This window comes from Empedobacter sp. UBA5924 (genome assembly GCF_002431085.1).
GTDB classification, from domain to species: Bacteria; Bacteroidota; Bacteroidia; order Flavobacteriales; family Weeksellaceae; genus Empedobacter; species Empedobacter falsenii_B.
In genome coordinates this window covers 19945-39169 of record NZ_DJDM01000011.1, presented here as the reverse complement: position 1 = coordinate 39169, position 19225 = coordinate 19945, and the positions used below count along the sequence as shown (strand labels likewise).

Sequence of the window (19225 nt, the reverse complement as noted above, 5' to 3'; positions counted from 1 at the left end):
TTTTAAATATTTTCTATTAATTTTTTAAGGAATTGATTTTTATTCATTTATTTTTATAAAAATTACGAATTGGTAACAAATGGAATGGTCAATTACACTTTTGCACATCTGGAGTTTTATCAAAGAATGGTATTGGGTTCCGCTTACCGTCCTTTATATAATGGTGATTGTTACTATTTTGATCGAAAATCGAAACCCAACCAAAACAATAGCATGGATACTGGTGATTGTTTTTCTACCGTTTATTGGAATAATCTTATATTTTTTCTTTGGACAGAAATTTAAAAAAGATGAATTTTTTAAACGAATAGATAAGAATCATCAAAAAATCATCAATGAAAAATGGGCTGAAATGGATCAATTTGTTCACGATGATTTAGATAAAGTAAATGCAAGAATTGGTTCTTTGTCACAGGTTTATCGTTATTTAAATAATGCAAGAGTTGCTTATCCTGCAACAAATAATAAAGTAAAGTTGCTGACAAATGGAGAAGAAAAATTTCCTCTTTTTTTGGAAGCTTTACGTAAAGCTAAAAATCATATTCATCTCGAATATTACATTTTTGATGAAGATCATATTGGAAATGAAATCATTGATATTCTGATTGAAAAAGCTAAAAATGGTGTAGAAGTTCGTGTAACTACGGATGATTTTGGATCATCAAAACTGAATAAACATCAGTCAAGATTTGATGGAACAGGTGTGGAATTTCAAACATTTTTACCTGTTCGATTTTCTTCTTTAGCGAATTCTAATTACCGTAATCACCGTAAAATTTTGATTGTTGATGGTAAAAAAGCATTTTTAGGAGGAATTAACATTAGTGATAAATATATCAATCAAAATGGTGTAATAAGTCCAAATAATAAGATTTATTGGCGTGATACTTCTGTGATGATTGAAGGAGATTCTATCAATAGTTTGCAATTGCATTTTTACTTAAATTGGATGATGACGGAAGGCAAAAAGTATAATATTTCTGATTCAAATTATTTTTACAATTCTCAAAGTAAGATTTTTGAAGATGCTGCAACTGTTAGTTTCGGACTTTCTTCGCCTGGTAGTGATGTACATTCGGCAATGGAAGCGATGATTTTGGCAATTACTTTAGCGAAAAAGAAAGTGCAATTGTGTACACCATATTTTATACCAAGTGACGAATTTAAGACAGCGATGATGATTGCTGTTTCGAGCGGAGTAGAAGTGGAGTTGATTATCCCTAAAAAAGGCGATTCTATTGTAGTGCAACAAGCGTCATTATCATTCCTAAAACCTTTGATGAAGCGGGGTGTAAAAGTTTATTTATACGAAAAAGGATTTCTTCATGCCAAAACAATTACGGTCGATGATAAATTGGCTTTTATTGGAACAGTAAATTTAGATTATCGTAGTTTTATAATTAATTTCGAGATTACTTCGGTGATTGAAAATGCAACGTTATTGCAACAAATGAGTGCTCAATTTGATATAGATAAAGAGGATTCAGAATTATTAACTATTGAAAAGTGGGAAAATAGACCTTGGTATAACCGTGCGTTTGCATCGATTTGTAGATTATTAGCACCGATATTGTAAATATTTATTACATTCGATTTTAGATCAAGGTAATATGAAAAAGCTATCTTTATTAACAATTGGAAAAATTGCTATAGGTGCAGTTCTAGCTTATGGTTTTCTAAATTTTATAGATCAACCAGATGTTATGATTGAATCTTTTAAAACTGGATTTTTAGAAGGAATCTTAGGAAAATAAAACAAAAACCTCCACTTCAATTAAAGTAGAGGTTTTTGTTTTTTATTGATTTTTAAAATCTTCGATTTCTTTTCTAATTTCTTCGTATCGACTTCTCAAATCGTCCGAAATATTATTCGGGATATCTTTAATTTTCTTCAATTGTAATGAAATAAAAATCGCAAATAATCCGGTAGAAATAACTGCTAATCCTAGCCATGCAACAGCTGTTAAACCTGCTAATTGTGGAGATGATAATAAAATAAGCGAAATGATTAATCCAATAATAGCTAAGAACAGAGAAATTCCCCAATCTTTTACGCCATAATTTTTTAGGTCGAAAGCATAACTAATTCCAGAAATTGAGCGGAATAAAATTAAAAATCCAACATAATAAGCAAAAACTTCTAAACTTAGAATTGGATTTACAACTAACATAAATCCAACAATAGTTGTAATAATTCCATATGTCAATGTCCAGCCCCAACTATCAATTTCATCTTTGTTTGAGATCGAAAAAACAATTTCCGAAATTCCAGAGAATAAAAAAGATACAGCAAAAAATACTGAAAGTGCAACATACGATGCTGTTGGAAATGCGAATGTATAAATTCCAAGTCCAACGAATAATAATCCAATGATTAATAAAATCCACCAATATTTGACAGAATTTTTGATTGATTTGTAAAAAGTACGAGCCATTTTGAAAAAAAATATTTAAAATTATAGACTTAAAATTAAGAAATATTCTAATTAAACCTCTATTTTTTTGTTTTTTTATAATGATTATTGATTTCTTAAAATTCAGGATTTATTTCATGCTTACTAAAAATTAAATACTCTTAACTTTGAAGTTCGCTTAAAAATCAACGAAAATGAAGTATGGAATAGAGGCGGCTTCTATCTACGTTCCGCATATATATTTACCAATAAAAGATTTAGCAATTCAACGCAATATTGATCCTGATAAACTTGAAATTGGTTTGGGTTTAAAGAAAATGTCTGTTTTAGATGTTCATGAAGATACAGCAACTATCGCTGCGAATGCTTTGTTGAAATTAATCACAGATTTTGATATAAATCCAACTGAAATCGGACGAATTTATTTAGGAACAGAAAGCGCTTTAGATGGAGCAAAACCAACCGCAACTTATGCAGTACAATTGGTAGAATCTGTTTTGGCTAAACAATTTGGTGAACGACCTTTTAGACATACAGATGTTGTGGATATGACGTTTGCGTGCGTGGGTGGAGTAGATGCGATGCACAATTCTATCGATTATGTTCGTGTAAATCCAGCTAAAAAAGCAATTGTAATTGCAGCCGATTATGCAAAATATGGCTTAGAATCGACGGGAGAATATACGCAAGGTGCTGGTGCAGTAGCGATGTTAATCTCGAATCAACCAGATTTGATTGCGTTTGATAACAATTGGGGAATTGGAATGGAATCTGTTTTTGATTTCTTTAAACCACATCAATCAACTTCTGACACAGCAGTTTTAAATGCTTTAGGAACAACAAAATCTGAAATCGAAATCTTTTCAGATGAACCAGTTTTTGAAGGTCAATATTCTAACGAATGTTATAAAAATAGAGTTAGAGAAGCTTATTTCAACTTTAAAGATGAGGCTAAAGTAGAAGGTAAATTGTACGAAAATTGGCGATATATTGCTTTTCATCTGCCTTATGCATTTCAAGGAAAAAGAATGTTTTCGGATGTTTTTGCATTAGAAAATGGTCAAAATAATTCGAATGATAACTTGAAAATTGTTTCAAAATCGGATGAATATAAAGCCTTAATCAAAGAAAAAGTAGAACCAACTCAACGTGCTTCTTCGGAGATCGGAAATATGTACACAGCTTCTGTTTTCACAGCATTTTTATCGGCTCTACAAGTAAGTGCAGATAGCAATGAAGAGTTGAATGGAAAAACAGTTGGATTTATTGCGTATGGTTCTGGATCTAAATCAAAAGTTTTTCAAGGACAAATTGGTGAAGGTTGGAAAAATGTGATGAATAAAATGGATTTGTTCAATTATTTGAATCAAAGAGAAGCGATTTCTTTTGAACAATACCAAAATCTACACAATAAAAATCTGAAAACATCTATTAATGATTCGAAAGGTTTTGCCTTAGATCGCATTGAAACTGAAATTCCAGATTTGAAAGGTGCAAGATATTATACTTACAAAGGATAAAAACATAAAAAAATCGCTCATTTGAGCGATTTTTTTTATACTATTTTCTGCTTCCATTTCCCTCGTTTAAAGAGAATAAATGCTAAAATTGCAATAAACGTTTCCGAAACAGGAATTGCTATAAAAACGCCTTCTTCCTTCAAATTGAAATGATACGTTAACATATACGCTAATGGAATTTGGAATAACCAAAATCCAACAAAATTGATAATCGTTGGCGTCATTGTATCGCCCGCGCCGTTAAAAGCATTCATCATTACCATTCCAATTCCGTATAATAAAAAACCAGTTGCCAAAATGTACATTCCTTCTTTTGCAACAATTTTGATATGTTCTTCTGTTGTAAAAATTGAAACTAAATAATTACTTAATCCATAGAATATAACACTTACAATCAACATGTAGATGATATTAAATTTCATGGTCATAAGGACTGATTTTTCTGCTTTTTCGGGATCTTTATTTCCTAAGTTTTGACCAACTAAAGTTGCCGCAGCATTACTCAATCCCCAAGCAGGTAACATAAAAAACATCATCAGTCGTAAAGCTGTTTGATAACCAGAAGACGCAATTTCTCCACCAGATTGAGCAACAATTCGCGCAAGAATAATCCAACTACAACTTGCAATAATATATTGTACAATAGCAGGAACTGCAATTTTTACAATATTGATAATTAGTTTAGATTTTGGAACGAAATAACTCCATTTAATTTGAATTAATGAATCTTTTTTCGTTAAACAATACAATTGATAAATCACACCGCCACTTCTTCCGATAGCAGTAGCTAAAGCAGCTCCTTCTAATCCCATTTCAGGAAAAAAGAACCATCCACGAACAAGAATTGGACACAGAATAATATTGATTCCATTAGCTAGCCACAAACTTTTCATCGCAATTGCTGCATTCCCAGCTCCACGAAAAATTCCGTTAATTAAAAATAATAACACAATTGATAAACAACTTACCATCATTATTTTAGTGAAATTCTTACCGTATTCAGCAGCTTGCTCAGTTGATCCCATCCAAATCAATAAATCTTTGGAGAATATAAATCCGAAAATACTCAATAGAATTGTAATGATAATCGATAATAAAATTGCTTGCGAAGCGCTTTCCGAAGCTTTTTCGGGTTTCTTTTCACCAATTCTTCGTGCAATAATGGCAGTTGCAGCCATACTTATTCCGATTGAAATCGAATAAACAATTGTTAATAAGGATTCTGTAAGACCAACGGTTTGTATGGCGAATGCGCTTTCTTTTAAATGTCCTACAAAATATAAATCGACTAATGCAAAGACAGATTCCATCACCATTTCGAACATCATGGGAATCGCTAATAGAAATACTGATTTTTTGATTGGTAATGCGGTTAAATCTAAGTTTTCGCTTGAAAAAGATTGTTTAATCAACGAAAAAATAGACCCAATTTTGGCTGTTAAAGACTTTTCTACAGTCATTTTTTTTGGTTTTTCAAATTAAAAATACTTGATAAATTTTTAAATCAAAATGAATTTAACGTTAAGTTGCCGCGAAGTTTTAAATATTCATTTCAATTAAAATCTGAGAGGATTTTGCCCAAAAATAAATCATTTTTTTCAATACCAATTTATCTTTTTGATTTTATTATCTTTACCAAAACAGCTATACTAAGAAGAAATGAAAAAAACTGCTTTTATTTTATTTAATGTTGCCCTTATGGTAGGAGTGAATGCACAGAGTTACAAGAAAAAGTATCCAGATACAAAAAAAATTGATCATGTTGATACGTATTTTGGAGAGAATGTACAAGATCCATATCGTTGGTTGGAAGACGATTTGTCTGAGGATACGAAGAAATGGGTGATCGAACAAAATAAAGCAACTTATGCTTATTTGAATGAAATTCCATTACGTACACAATTGAAAAAATCGTTGACGGATATCTGGAATTATGAGAAAATTTCGACTCCTTTTAAAGAAGGAGATTATACGTATTACTACAAAAATGATGGTTTACAACAACACTCTGTTTTGTACCGTAAATTAGGTGAAAACGGAACAGAAGAAGTTTTTTTAGACCCGAATAAATTCTCCAAAGATGGTTCTGTTTCGTTGGCTGATGTTAGCTTTTCTAAAGATGGAAGCTTAGTTGCATATTCTATTTCAGAAGGTGGATCAGATTGGAGAAAAGTAATTGTTCTTAACGCAAAAGATAAAACACAAGTTGGAGAAACATTGATTGATGTTAAATTCTCTGGAACAGCTTGGAAAGGAAATGACGGTTTCTATTATTCTTCTTATGATAAACCAAAAGGATCTGAATTATCAGAAAAAACAGATCAACACAAATTATATTACCACAAATTAGGAACGGCTCAGAAAAAAGATCAATTGATTTTTGGAGGAGCAGAAACACCTCGTCGCTATGTTGGTGCTTATTTGACGGATGATGAGCGTTTCTTAATTATTACAGCTGCGAATACAACAACAGGAAATGAGTTGTATTATCAAGATTTGTCTCAAGCAAATAGTCCAATCAAAACGATTGTGAATAATTTTGACACAAATACTTCTGTGATTGATAATGATGGGGAAACTTTCTACATTTTTACAAATAACAAAGCTCCAAACAATAAAGTAGTTAAAGCCGCTATTTCTGATTTGAGCGAAGCTGCTTGGAAAACAGTTATTCCAGAAACTGAAAATGTATTATCTGTTTCTACAGGAGGAGGTTATTTATTTGCTAAATACTTAAAAGATGCAATTTCGGTTGTAGAGCAATACAAATATGATGGATCAAAAGTTCGTCAAATTACATTGCCTGGAGTTGGTTCTGCATCAGGATTTGGAGGGAAAAAATCAGAGAAAGAAATCTATTTCGGATTTTCAAATTATATCACACCATCTACAAGCTACAAATACAATGTAGAAACGGGATCTTCGGATGTTTACATTAAACCAAATGTAAAATTTAATTCAGATGATTACATTTCTGAACAAGTTTTTTATACGTCAAAAGATGGAACAAAAGTTCCGATGATTATTACGTATAAAAAAGGATTGAAGAAAAATGGTAAAAATCCTACAATCGTTTATGGATACGGCGGATTCAATATTAGTTTAACGCCAGGATTTAGTCCGGCAACTGCTGCTTGGATTGAAAATGGTGGAGTTTACGCTGTTCCAAACCTACGTGGAGGAGGAGAATACGGTAAAAAATGGCACGATGGAGGGCGTCAATTCAATAAATTAAATGTTTTTAATGATTTCATTGCTGCTGCAGAATACTTACAGAAAAACAATTACACTTCACCAGATTTTACTGCATTATCAGGAGGATCTAACGGAGGTTTATTAGTTGGAGCAACAGAAACAATTAATCCAAAAATAGCAAAAGTAGCATTGCCTGCGGTTGGGGTTTTAGATATGTTACGTTATCATACGTTTACTGCTGGTGCAGGTTGGGGTTATGACTACGGAACTGCTGATGATAGTAAAGAGATGTTCGAGTATTTGAAAGGTTATTCACCAGTTCACAATGTAAAAGAAGGAACATGTTATCCTGCTACATTAGTCACAACAGGAGATCATGATGATCGTGTAGTTCCTGCGCATTCGTACAAGTTTGCGGCTAATTTACAAGCGAAACAAGCGTGTGATAATCCAGTTTTAATCAGAATTGAAACGAAAGCTGGTCACGGAGCAGGTCGTTCGACAGAAGTTGTGATTAATGAAACAGCTGATAAATATGCCTTCACTTTGTGGAACATGGGAATCAAAAAATTGAAATAATTATAATTTAATTCATTCAAAACCATCTGATTATTCAGGTAGATTTTTTAATTTTATAGGGTTAAAAATTTTAAAAATAATGAACACAAAAACATACGCAGCGTTTAATGAAACTGATCCATTAGCGCCACACACAATAGAACGTCGACATTTACATGCGAAAGATATTTTTATCGATATCGAGTATTGTGGAGTTTGTCACAGCGATATTCATACAGCGAAAGGCGATTGGGGAAAACCAAATTATCCAGTTGTTCCAGGGCACGAAATTATTGGTCGAGTAAAAGAAATTGGTTCTGAAGTAACAAAGTTTAAAGTTGGAGATTTGGTTGGAGTAGGTTGTATGGTAGAATCTTGTCAACATTGTCATTCTTGCGACGAAGGTTTGGAGCAATATTGTGAAAATGGTTTTACAGGAACGTACAATTCTAAAAACTCGAAACATGGTGGAATCACTTACGGTGGTTATTCAGAAAACATCGTGGTAGAAGAAGATTTTGTGCTTCACGTACCCGAAAATATCGATGTAAAAGCTGCTGCGCCATTGTTGTGTGCGGGAATTACAACGTGGTCGCCTTTGCGTCACTGGAATGTAAAATCGGGCGATAAAGTTGGTATAATTGGTCTTGGAGGTTTGGGACATATGGGTGTTAAATTTGCAAAAGCAATGGGTGCACATGTTGTAATGATTACAACATCTGAGTCTAAAGGTGAAGATGCAAAGAAACTTGGAGCTGATGAGGTTTTGATTTCGAAAGATGCAACACAAATGAAAGCGCATGCAAATTCATTTGATTTTTTATTGAATACAATTCCTGTAAAACACGATGTTAATCCATATTTACAATTATTAAAATTAGATAAAACAATGTGTATGGTTGGAGCTATCGAGCCTTTAGATGCTGTTCACGGAGGTTTATTGATTATGAAACGTCGTAATTTAGCAGGATCTTTAATTGGAGGAATCAAGGAAACACAAGAAATGTTAGATTTTTGTGGAGAACATAATATTGTGTCTGATGTCGAAATGATCGATATTCAAAACATTAATGAAGCTTACGAGCGAATGATGAAATCTGATGTGAAGTACCGTTTTGTGATTGATATTAAATCATTGAAAGAATCTTAATCTTAGATATAGAAACAAAAAAATCCGCTTAACGAGCGGATTTTTTTATTGAGTTTTCAAGTTCTATTTCGCAACAGAATCTTTTGTTGTTCCTGCTGGATTTACAGTTTTCGAAGAATCTACCGTAACTCCTTCTACAGAATCTGCCGAAGGAATTTCTGCTTTTTCAACATTTACAGAATCTTCAATAACTGTTGTTGGTTCTCCTACACTTGTTGGTTCTTGTTTACAAGAAATTGCTGTGAAAGAAATCGCTGCGAAAGCGAATAACGCTAATTTTTTCATTTGATTTTTTTGTTTAATCTATTCTACAAATTATTTTTTCTCTGTTGTTGTAGTCGTAGTTGTTTCAACTTTTACAGGAGTTTCTTTTACAACTGCCGAATCTTTGATAACAACAGAATCTTTTCCTACAGAGTCAATTTTTACAGAATCTTCGATTGTTGTAATCGTGTCATTTTTTACTTCTGTTTCAGTTTTTGTTTCTTTCGATCCAAATAAATTACAAGATGTTAAACCAAATGCAGTTCCGATTACTCCTAATACGATTACGTTTAATGCTAATTTTTTCATAACTTTAATTTTTTAAATGTTTAATTTATTTTTTGTTTTTGTTGATTTTTTCAATCATTTTGTTGAACCAAAGTTAAGCTGATATCAAAGTTTTTCGAAGCAAAATAGTTGTAAGATGATTGTAATCCAATCATTGAATATTCAACAAATGTTTTACAACAAAAGAAATCATTTAACAACGCATTAATAAAGAAATACAACTCAACATATCAAAAAAATTATTTTATTTGTAGTTGTATTAAAGGACAATTTGTAAAATTAAAATTATTTTACAAAATACTGAAAACCAATTTTATAAATTTTATTTTTTGAGCAAATTTACAGATATAGAAATTTTCGAAATTCTGAAAAAAACGATTTCAAATCGATTTTTGGAAGAAAATTCTGCTCAATCCGAAAATATCTCCGATTGGAAGGGGCAAGAAATTACATCTTTCCAAGACGATTTATTCAATAAAACCAGATCTACCGTTAGCGAAAAGTGGTTTTATACGTATTTTAAGTCAGATTTTCAGAAGCTTCCGCGTATTGATATGCTCAATCTTTTGGCGCAATATTGTGGATATAAAAATTGGGCACACTTTCTTAATGTTCAGAAAATAGAACATTTTGGTCCAAATAAAGCTGAAGAATCGACGATTGAAGCAAAAGAAAACGAAAATTTTTCATCAGAACATATAACTCCAGAAGAATCTGAAATAGAGATTCAAGCAGAAGTTAAACCATCAACAGAAAAAGAAATAATTCCTGCAAAAGAGGAAGCTGTTAAAATAAAACCCAAGCTAAAATTGATTTCGATAATAGCAGCTGCTGTTGTTTTGTTGAGCGGAATTGGAGCAACTATTTATTATTCAATTTTTGGTCAGCGCGAGTACGAATTTTGTTTTGTAGACTCGGATAGACAAGCTGCAATTACCAATTCTGTTGAGGTTACAATTATTAGAGATGGTTTTACACCACTTTATTTATCGACCAAAACAGGTTGTATCAAATTTGAATCGCAAAAAGATACAATCAAGATGTTTGTGAGTTCACCTTACTATAAACAAGATACGTTTAGGGTTAATTTGCATCAATATAATCAGCCAGAAATGCTTTTGTTAGAGCCAGATGATTATAAGATTATGCTGTATTATTATTCGAATTCAGCAAAAGATTTGAAACAACGAATTTCTAAGCTAAATCAAATGATTGCGGATGATGCGTTGATTTATCAAGTCTATGACAATGATTTTTTTGGTGTAGAGATTCTTTCGAAACAACAATATATCAATTTAGTTACTATGCCTACGACGTCGTTAAAGAATTTTTCTTTGATCGAATCGGAAAGGAAAAATGGAAAAATTGTGAAATTAAAATTTAAAATCCAGCAAGATGAGAACGATAAGTAAAATAGTTCAGTTTAGCATGATATTGCTGATGAGTTTTTGGATGATATTTTCGTGCAAAGACGATAAATATAAAGGAGATTACAACCCAGAAGCGATAAAAGGTTACAAAAACGAGGCATCGACAGTAAGTAGTAAAATGGATTCGGTAGAAGCTGTAAATTTTATTGCAAAGCAGAAATTGCGCGAGTTTTTTGAGCTTTCGGCGTTGGCATCTAACACCAATGATACGGTTGTTGATAGCTTGTTGAGAGATCAATTGTTGTCTTATTTTCCTAAAAAAGATACGACCGAAATATTTTCGTTATTGAGAGAACTTCGTTCGAAAAAAGTTACATTTACTTCCGTTTCTAAATTTGCAATTTTACCAAAAGATTCGATTACACCAGACTCTATCAAGCGAATTGCATATACAATTAATTATTTCAATTCGGATAAAAAGTTAATCGAAACCAATAATCATGTTGGTGTATTTGTGCTAAAACAAGAGCCGATCAAATTTCAACGAGAGTTTAAATTCTATTTCAGAACGTTAAATGAAAAACAAGACTCAATTCAGAAGGATTCAATTTCGTCTGGAGTAATACAAAAATCAAGAGGAAAATCGCCGAAATAAGCGTCTTCAATATATTCAATAGGTCTAAAATAAGTTAGACCTATTTTTTTTGAATTAGGTTTACATCTTGCCAAAAACTTATCATAATATCCGCCACCGTATCCGACGCGATTTCCTTTTTTATCGGCAACGAACATTGGAATAAAAATAACATCAATCGCTTTTGAATCAATTTCCGAATACTGAGTGGGTTCTGGAATTTGAAGTGAATTTAAAATCGTTTCGAAACCTTTTTCTACTTTACAATTAATCATATCATCGCCAACAACCAATGGTAAAACCACCTCTTTTTGCTGTTGAAATAGCCAATTTATGATCGGATAAGTATTGATTTCGTTGTTTTTTTCGATAGGTAAGAAAATATGAAAAGTCTGATCTGTAGAAAAATCCAATTGTTTGATGTGTTCAAAAATTTGCTCACTGAAACTATTCACTTCTTCTTTGGTGAATGATTTTCTTAACGTTCGGTAATATTTTCTAGCTTCAGACTTTGTCATTTCTTCGTAGTTTGATACGAAGTTAAGAAATTATTAAAGTAAAAAAGTAGAGAGTAAGAAATTCAATTAATTCAGAAAAACTAATACAAAAATAAAACAAGCGATTGCCATAAATAACAATAAGTTAACAGGTTTTACTTTCATTTTACTAAACAAAGACTTTTTGTAAGTTTTGTGAATTCTCTTCGGTTTTGACATTTTTAATTTCGTTATCAATTCTATTATCTAGATGCAAATATGGTAAAAAGGTTGCTTATAAAAAATGCGGGAAACCGTAATTGTCTTTTATGTGGTTGTGTATTAATCCAATAAATTTTAAAAATAAAAAAATCCATCAAAATTTTGATGGACTTTTTATATAGCTAATGTTTTAATCTATATTTCTTTTACTGTAATTATATTTACAGGGCAAGCTTTGGCAGCACGTTCGCAATTATCTACGATAGAATGATCAGGATCTTTCAACGTGTGGAAACCTTTTTTATCAATTGCTTTTAATAAAACAGATTTACCGTCTTTTTTTGACATTCTGAATCGTTCTGGTGCTAACTCATAACAATAGTTGCATCCGATGCATTTATCGCGCTGTAACGTAATAATGACCATTGATAACTATTTTTTAATGAGAATAAGCGCCTTCTTCAACACTATTTTGTTGCGTTCCTGGCTCTTCTACTTTTACTAATTTGTATAATTTATCAGAAGGACGAATTCTAAATTCCATCGGAATTGTAATCGAATCACCTTTTTTAGCTGTATCAGATTTTACATCTTCCACCATCATTTCTGTTACCACCATTTCTTTGGCTCCAGTTGTTGGTCCTGTTACTAAAATTAAATCTCCAACTTTCAAATCATAGGCATCAATTACAAATTGGCCAATGTTTGGTTTTGGGAAGAAATGAACACCTTTTCCGATATAAACTTTTTTCTGAGTTGCCATAGAACCTGGAACAGCAGACCATTCTCCTAATTTTTGACCTAAATAATATCCAGACCAAAAACCACGGTTATATACAGTTTGCAATAATCCCATCCAGTAATCCACTTTTTCTTTCGAATATGTTTTATCCGCAATAGAATCAATCGCTTCTCTATACGCACGAATTACAGTTGCAACGTATTCTGGAGCACGTCCACGACCTTCAATTTTCAATACTTTTACGCCAGCATCAACCACTTCATCCAAAAATTCCATTGTACAAAGGTCTTTTGGCGACATCATGTATTCGTTATCTAATTCGATTTCGAAACCAGATTCTTGGTCGATTACGGTATATTTTTTACGACAGTTTTGTTTACAAGCTCCACGATTTGCAGAAGAATTGTGCGAATGTAAGCTCAAGTAACATTTACCTGAAACAGCCATACACAGTGCTCCATGACCGAAAATTTCGATTTCAACTAAATTTCCACTTGGCCCACGAACATCATCTTTAATAATTTGTTCACAAATCTTTTTCACTTGTTTCAAACTCAATTCACGCGACAATACCATTGTATCAGCAAACATTGCATAGAATTTTACTGTTTCGATATTCGTAACGTTAATTTGTGTCGAAATATGAATCTCAATCCCAATTTGTCTTGCATAGGCAATAACCGATTGATCCATCGCAATAACAGCGGTAATTTTCGCTTCTTTTGCTTTGTCCAACAAGTTTTTGATTAAAGATAAATCGTGATCGTATATAATTGTATTTAAAGTAAGGTAAGAACGCACACCTTTTTCCTCACAACGTTTTACGATTTCTGGTAAATCGTCCATTGTAAAGTTTATTGATGCTCTCGCACGCATATTCAACTGCTCAACTCCGAAATATACAGAATCAGCTCCGTTATCTAAAGCCGCTTGTAATGATTCGAAATTCCCAGCAGGAGCCATCAACTCCATTTTTCCATCTTTGGTCATACGAAAATTCTGATTTTAAGGTGCAAAGGTACAACAAAAAATACAAGTGATTAAGTTATTTATAATCAAGTTAAATTTTTGAGAATGAATTTACTTTGAAGTTTGAGCTAGTTTTTAGCATAATATTTGTTGTCAAACAATAAAATGATATACTATGAAAAAATTATTTTATCAAGTATTTTAAGTGTCGATTTATTTGCCTCTTGTGCTTCAACTAAAGAATTGAAACAAGGAGAAGAAGTGTTAACAGTTGCTCCAGAAACAAGAGAATGTACCGCAGGAGTTGTATGATGGTAAAAGAAGCAAATGCAGCTGAGTGGCAATATTTTTATAATCAGATTGAAGGATTTAAGCATGAACCAGATTATGAATATCAAATTATTGTTTCAAAATCTAAAATTGAAAACCCACCAACAAATGCATCTTCATTAAAATATAAGTTGGTAAAAGTTGTAAGTAAAAAATTAGCAACAATGAAATAAATTGAATCTATTTCAAAGAATTTCGAGTAATTTTGTAGAATGTTAATAGAAAGTCTTCAAAATCCAAGGATTAAAAACTTGCTGAAATTGCAAGAAAAATCGAGAGAACGTAAAAATCAAGGTTTATTTATTGTGGAAGGAACACAAGAAAATGAATTGGCTGTAAAAGGTGGTTACGAAGCGGTTGAAATTTATATTTGCGAAGATATTTATAACAAATCAATAGATTTTGGACAAGCAAAATTATTTACAATTACCAAACAAGTTTTTGAGAAGCTTGCGTATAGAAAATCGACAGGCGGAATTATTGGTGTCTATAAAACGAAATCTTCGACATTGACTGATTTACAATTGCCAGAAAATGCATTGGTTGTTGTTTTGGAAGCGGTAGAAAAGCCTGGAAATCTTGGTGCAGTTTTACGAACAGGAGATGGAGCAAAAGTAGATGCTGTAATTGTTTGTGATGAAACAGTCGATTTTTTCAATCCGAATGTGATTCGTTCTTCGGTTGGAACATTGTTTACTAATCAAATTGCATCAGCAAGTAAAGAGGCTGTTTTGGATTTCTTAAAGTCGAAAAATATTCAAGTTGTTTCCACATTTTTGAGAGAGGAAACGAAGAATTTATACGAGACTGATTTCACAAAATCTTCAGCGATTATTTTAGGAACAGAAGCGACAGGGCTTTCAGATTTTTGGGCTGATAATTCAGCTGTTTTAATCAAAATCCCAATGTTAGGGTTTGTAGATTCGTTAAATGTGAGTAACGCAGCAGCGATTTGTGTTTACGAAGCTGTGAGGCAAAGACAATAAGATATTATAAAAATAAAAGCCACTTCGAAAAGAAGTGGCTTTTTGTTTTATATCCGTAAATAATTAACTAATTTTTTTCATTCTCTTTGCAGCTTCGTCCAACCAAGGTTGATAATTGCAATGTTTTTGTATTGCTTGATAAATTCCGTTGCTATTCGGATCTTTTGGATCAAGTTCGTAAATTAATGAATTAATAAATCCATTTTTTATCGATTGACTTTTGATGTTTTCCAATAAAGCATCCGCAGAAAGACCTTGATATAATTTTTCTTGTAAGTTTGTTAAGACAATATTGCGGTAACTCTGATACGTTCTATAATCCTCGTCATTATCTAAATCGATTTCATCTAATTCTGTCAAAAAATTAACAGGTAATTGCTGAGAAGCAGGATTGTAATATGTGTACGAATCCTTGTACATGTATAACAAATTGATAAAATCGTAATTCAAATTCGTTTTTTCTGTTTTGATGAACGAAGAATTAACTTCTAATTTCTCTAAATCTTCGAAAACTTTTTGATGAAAATTTTTGATTTGATTTTTGAAATCTGGCGGAGCAAGTTTAAACAATTCGGTATGATCAGTTAAGAATTTATCCGTTTGAAAACTTTTGTCAACCAAATAATTGTTTCGATTTTTGCCTATTCCAGAGAATTTGAAATTATTCTCCAAATGTTTTAAATCTGTATTTAGAATCAAACTATCACCTGGAATCAAATAAATTGTAAACTCTTCGCGCTCGATGGAAAGTGTCTTATAACCTTCGTCAACTAACTGAACTGTATCCGAAAAGTTTCCATCAAAATCTAAAGCAAAAGCTTTTTCACGATTATTCAATAATAAGTAAATGCTATCTGTTTGCGCATTTGCGATTCGTCCACTAAAGTAGACAAGTTCACCTTTTTCTTTTTTAGGTGAACAACTGTAAATTGTAATTAAAATTAGTGGGAGAAATCTCCACAACGTCTTCATTTTCATTTTTCTCTCTGCCTCACAAAAGTAGAAAATTATTCTTCGTTTTGATGAATTTCGAAGTAAGAATCTATCTTAAAATTTTCTGGTTTATTTGCTGCTGCAACCGCCAATTTATCAGCTTCTTCGTTCCAATGATGTCCAGCATGACCTTTTATCCATTGAAATTTTACGCGATGAATTTTATAAACTTCTAAAAATCTTTTCCACAAATCAGCATTCTTCTTTCCTTTGAAATTCTTTTGCACCCAACCAAAAACCCAACGTTTTTCCACAGCATCTACCACATATTTAGAATCCGTCACAATAGTTATCTCCGTGTTGGTAAACTTTAGTGTTTCCAAAGCCGTAATAACCGCCAACAATTCCATTCGATTATTGGTTGTTAGTCGAAAACCTTGAGAAATTTCTTTTTTGACTTTTTTCTCGGTTTCCAACAAAATACAACCAAATCCTCCTGGGCCAGGATTTCCCAACGACGAACCGTCTGTATATGCTACAATTGCCATGTTTTATGGTTTGTAATTTAACATTGTGTCAATTGTTTGACGTGCTACAAAGTGATAATTTGGACGAGCATCTTTGTAAATATTCTTCGCTAAATCTAATTGATTAGATTCTTTTAAAGCTAAATACAAAGGCTCTAAAAATTTACGACGACCAACATTTACCAAGAATTCTTTCGCGTTTGTGTTGACTTTATCGTAATGCATTAAAAATGCTTTTTCGAACCAAGCACATTCAATTTCTGGATTTTTTGAATTTGTAAAATCATAAATCGCATCCAAATAAGCTAAATCTTCTTTCGTGTTTTTACTCGTATCAATTTGACGAATAAAATGAACCCATTCGTTTGTAGATTTCGTAGAAATCGCCACTTTTTTAGGTGCAACTTTATTTCTTCCGTTTGTAATATCTTGTTGTAACTGTGCTTCTGCTAAATCAAATAATTTTGAAGTCGGTTTTTTCAAATCTTTTGGCCAACCTGTGTTATAAATCCATTCTTGAACAAAAGAATCGTCTCCATTTGTTAAATTAGCTTTCAAATAATCAACAAATTTTTCTGTTGTCATTGTTTGGAATGCATGCGAAGAAAAATATTGATTCAAGAATTTATCAAACTTTTCACGACCATATTTATCTTCTAACATTTTCAAAAATAAATAACCTTTATCGTATGGAACATCAGAAAAAGCATCATCAGGATTTGCTCCTTTCATGTTCACTTTTAATGAAGTATATTTTTCTGGAATATTTTTCATCGACGTTTCCAAATCTTGAAAACCGATTACCGAAATCATATCCGCATAATCTTTTCCTTCTAATTCTTCCATGATTCGACGCTCAAAATAAACTGTAAATCCTTCGTTCACCCAGAAATCATCCCACGTAGAATTCGTTACTAAATTTCCAGACCAAGAATGAGCCAATTCGTGTGCAATCAAATTTGTCATCGAACGATCACCTACAATTGCAGTTGGCGTAGCAAACGTTAAACGCGGATTTTCCATTCCACCAAAAGGAAACGAAGGCGGTAAAACCAATACATCAAATTGTTCCCAAGGATATTTTCCATATAATTTTTCGGCAGCCGTTACCATTTTTCCCATGTCAGCAAATTCCCAAGCAGCAGCTTTCAATAAGCCAGGTTCTGCATAAACTCCCGTTCTGTTATCGATTGGTTGATATTGTACATCACCAACAGCTAAAGCAATCAAATAAGGTGCAATTGGTTGAGGCATTTTGAAGGTATAAACACCTTCGGCATTTTTTTCTTTCGGATTGATCGCACTCATCAAAGGCAACAAATCTTTTGGTGTTTTTACTTTTGCATCATACGTAAGGCGAACACTTGGTGTATCCTGAATCGGAATCCAAGAACGCGTTAAAATTGCTTGACCTTGTGACAATAAAAACGGATGTTTTTTATCGTGCGTTTGTTGCGGATTTAACCATTGTAAAGCATTTGCATCAGGCGAAGTTTTGTAGAAAACTTTTACAATTGTATCATTTGGCATAACATCAATGATTAAGGCTTGACCTTTAATAGAATCTTTTTCCCCTAGTTTGTATGTTGTTTTTTGTCCATTCGCTAATAAAACTGAATCAATTGTTAGTTTTTCGGTATCTAAAATCAATTGTTTTGCTTGATTATTTTCGAATGTATAAGCCGCCGAACCTTTGATTTGATGCGTATCGAAATCAGTTTCGATATCTAAACTCAAATGTTTGATGCGAGCTTTATCTAAATCAGAAAAAGTTTGATTATCCTTTGCTTCAATTTCTGTGTTAGAAGTGATTTGTTTATTGCAACTAACCGCCGTTAAAGCCGTTCCTAATGCGATATAAACTAAATTTTTCATTGTTCTAAATCTTTTAAAATCATGTTGTAAGCAGCTTCTTTCAAAGCAGCTTTATCGTTTTTTACATTCAAATCTTTCGTTTCGAAAGTCGTCAATAATCGAACTTTGATTTTCCCTGGATATCCTCGAAACCAATTGAATGGAAACATTTTATTAACACCGTGAATCGCCAAAACAGCCAAAGGTGTTTGTGTTTCAATCGCAATGTTAAACGCTCCATCTTTGAAAGGATCCAAATAAATTTTGAATTCTTTGTCGTTTGTAACGCCGCCTTCAGGAAAAATAAAAATACTCATATTTTTGTCTAACTTTTTCTTTGCTTCGGGATAAACAAGTGCTTTACTACGTGCACTTTTTCGGTCGACAGGGATACAAATTCGTTCGAATATTCGTCCAAAGATAGGGATTTTGAGTAACTCTGCCTTGCCTACAAATACGATTGGATGATGTTTTAGAATAGTCAACATCAACATAATATCCATAATCGAAGTATGATTGGCTATAAAAACATAATTTTCTTTCGGATCGAGAGGAACAAGTTTTTTGTAATCAATTCTGAATCCAGTTCCATACAAAACAAATTTACCCCAATAACGAATAAAAGGGTAGATATAAGGAAACGTTTTAGCGAAATTTGCCAAAGGTAGCACGATAAAAACGCCTATTGTTAGGACATAAATTGCAGCTAATAAAATCATCCAAATGCGCCAAATAAGGACGAAGAAACCTGTGATGTATTTCATTGATTTGGTTTAGTGGAGTAAAGATATGG

At 32.3% G+C, this 19225-nt stretch carries 21 protein-coding genes; 10 read left to right on the top strand and 11 right to left on the bottom strand.

Features of this window, described 5'->3' with window-relative positions:
* The first annotated feature begins 79 nt into the window (after positions 1–79).
* Positions 80–1576, top strand: a complete 1497-nt coding sequence (cls, locus tag B3792_RS02785; RefSeq protein ID WP_291068826.1) for a cardiolipin synthase — start codon at positions 80–82, stop codon at positions 1574–1576.
* A 34-nt stretch (positions 1577–1610) separates the two neighbouring features.
* On the top strand, positions 1611–1754 hold the full coding sequence (locus tag B3792_RS02780; protein ID WP_181816261.1) for a hypothetical protein: 144 nt from the start codon (positions 1611–1613) through the stop codon (positions 1752–1754).
* A gap of 42 nt (positions 1755–1796) precedes the next feature.
* Here B3792_RS02780 and B3792_RS02775 read toward each other — a convergent pair whose 3' ends face one another.
* Entirely contained in the window at positions 1797–2435 is a 639-nt protein-coding gene (locus tag B3792_RS02775) for an HdeD family acid-resistance protein (protein WP_291068824.1), read from the bottom strand.
* Positions 2436–2608: 173 nt separating this feature from the next.
* On the opposite strand from B3792_RS02775, the gene B3792_RS02770 reads away from it, so the two are divergent.
* Complete coding sequence (locus B3792_RS02770; protein ID WP_291068822.1) at positions 2609–3934, top strand: hydroxymethylglutaryl-CoA synthase family protein; 1326 nt, start codon at positions 2609–2611, stop codon at positions 3932–3934.
* 35 nt (positions 3935–3969) lie between these two features.
* Here B3792_RS02770 and B3792_RS02765 read toward each other — a convergent pair whose 3' ends face one another.
* Complete coding sequence (locus B3792_RS02765) at positions 3970–5394, bottom strand: MATE family efflux transporter (RefSeq protein ID WP_291068820.1); 1425 nt, start codon at positions 5392–5394, stop codon at positions 3970–3972.
* A gap of 199 nt (positions 5395–5593) precedes the next feature.
* Between B3792_RS02765 and B3792_RS02760 the strand changes: the two genes are divergently transcribed.
* Together B3792_RS02760 and B3792_RS02755 are read left to right on the top strand one after the other, a co-directional pair.
* A complete protein-coding gene (locus B3792_RS02760; protein ID WP_291068818.1) occupies positions 5594–7708 on the top strand; it encodes a prolyl oligopeptidase family serine peptidase in 2115 nt (704 codons plus the stop codon).
* Between the two features lie 79 nt (positions 7709–7787).
* A complete protein-coding gene (locus tag B3792_RS02755) occupies positions 7788–8837 on the top strand; it encodes an NAD(P)-dependent alcohol dehydrogenase (RefSeq protein WP_291068816.1) in 1050 nt (349 codons plus the stop codon).
* 63 nt (positions 8838–8900) lie between these two features.
* Here the strand turns inward: B3792_RS02755 and B3792_RS02750 are convergent, their stop codons facing one another.
* Together B3792_RS02750 and B3792_RS02745 are read right to left on the bottom strand one after the other, a co-directional pair.
* The gene (locus tag B3792_RS02750; RefSeq protein ID WP_125349179.1) at positions 8901–9122 is read right to left on the bottom strand and encodes a hypothetical protein; all 222 of its coding nucleotides are present in this window, start codon (positions 9120–9122) and stop codon (positions 8901–8903) included.
* A 30-nt stretch (positions 9123–9152) separates the two neighbouring features.
* Positions 9153–9410 (bottom strand): hypothetical protein, encoded by a 258-nt coding sequence (locus B3792_RS02745; protein WP_038336554.1) that lies wholly within the window; start codon positions 9408–9410, stop codon positions 9153–9155.
* 308 nt (positions 9411–9718) lie between these two features.
* On the opposite strand from B3792_RS02745, the gene B3792_RS02740 reads away from it, so the two are divergent.
* Positions 9719–10801, top strand: coding sequence for a hypothetical protein (locus B3792_RS02740; protein ID WP_291068814.1), 1083 nt, complete (start codon positions 9719–9721; stop codon positions 10799–10801).
* On the top strand, positions 10785–11414 hold the full coding sequence (locus B3792_RS02735) for a hypothetical protein (RefSeq protein ID WP_291066273.1): 630 nt from the start codon (positions 10785–10787) through the stop codon (positions 11412–11414). The genes B3792_RS02740 and B3792_RS02735 overlap by 17 nt, the downstream gene beginning before the upstream one ends.
* Here B3792_RS02735 and B3792_RS02730 read toward each other — a convergent pair.
* The 3 genes from B3792_RS02730 to B3792_RS02720 form a co-directional block, all read right to left on the bottom strand.
* Positions 11354–11911, bottom strand: coding sequence for a 5-formyltetrahydrofolate cyclo-ligase (locus B3792_RS02730; protein ID WP_291066275.1), 558 nt, complete (start codon positions 11909–11911; stop codon positions 11354–11356). The genes B3792_RS02735 and B3792_RS02730 overlap by 61 nt on opposite strands.
* Positions 11912–12286: 375 nt before the next feature.
* A complete protein-coding gene (locus tag B3792_RS02725; RefSeq protein WP_291053483.1) occupies positions 12287–12517 on the bottom strand; it encodes a ferredoxin in 231 nt (76 codons plus the stop codon).
* Positions 12518–12530: 13 nt separating this feature from the next.
* The gene (locus B3792_RS02720) at positions 12531–13823 is read right to left on the bottom strand and encodes a peptidase U32 family protein (protein WP_286478397.1); all 1293 of its coding nucleotides are present in this window, start codon (positions 13821–13823) and stop codon (positions 12531–12533) included.
* 144 nt (positions 13824–13967) lie between these two features.
* Between B3792_RS02720 and B3792_RS02715 the strand changes: the two genes are divergently transcribed.
* The 3 genes from B3792_RS02715 to B3792_RS02705 are packed head-to-tail and all read left to right on the top strand — an operon-like array spanning position 13968 to position 15118.
* Entirely contained in the window at positions 13968–14114 is a 147-nt protein-coding gene (locus tag B3792_RS02715; protein ID WP_291068811.1) for a hypothetical protein, read from the top strand.
* The gene (locus tag B3792_RS02710) at positions 14111–14305 is read left to right on the top strand and encodes a DUF4377 domain-containing protein (protein ID WP_291068809.1); all 195 of its coding nucleotides are present in this window, start codon (positions 14111–14113) and stop codon (positions 14303–14305) included. The genes B3792_RS02715 and B3792_RS02710 overlap by 4 nt, the downstream gene beginning before the upstream one ends.
* 39 nt (positions 14306–14344) lie before the next feature.
* A complete protein-coding gene (locus B3792_RS02705) occupies positions 14345–15118 on the top strand; it encodes a TrmH family RNA methyltransferase (RefSeq protein ID WP_291068807.1) in 774 nt (257 codons plus the stop codon).
* 63 nt (positions 15119–15181) lie between these two features.
* Here B3792_RS02705 and B3792_RS02700 read toward each other — a convergent pair whose 3' ends face one another.
* The 4 genes from B3792_RS02700 to B3792_RS02685 are packed head-to-tail and all read right to left on the bottom strand — an operon-like array spanning position 15182 to position 19196.
* Positions 15182–16096 (bottom strand): hypothetical protein, encoded by a 915-nt coding sequence (locus B3792_RS02700; RefSeq protein ID WP_291068805.1) that lies wholly within the window; start codon positions 16094–16096, stop codon positions 15182–15184.
* 29 nt (positions 16097–16125) lie between these two features.
* Positions 16126–16599 (bottom strand): ribonuclease HI, encoded by a 474-nt coding sequence (rnhA, locus tag B3792_RS02695; RefSeq protein ID WP_038336544.1) that lies wholly within the window; start codon positions 16597–16599, stop codon positions 16126–16128.
* A 3-nt stretch (positions 16600–16602) separates the two neighbouring features.
* Entirely contained in the window at positions 16603–18453 is a 1851-nt protein-coding gene (locus B3792_RS02690) for a M1 family metallopeptidase (RefSeq protein ID WP_291068803.1), read from the bottom strand.
* A complete protein-coding gene (locus B3792_RS02685; protein WP_291068801.1) occupies positions 18450–19196 on the bottom strand; it encodes a lysophospholipid acyltransferase family protein in 747 nt (248 codons plus the stop codon). The genes B3792_RS02690 and B3792_RS02685 overlap by 4 nt, the downstream gene beginning before the upstream one ends.
* Between the last annotated feature and the right edge of the window lie 29 nt (positions 19197–19225).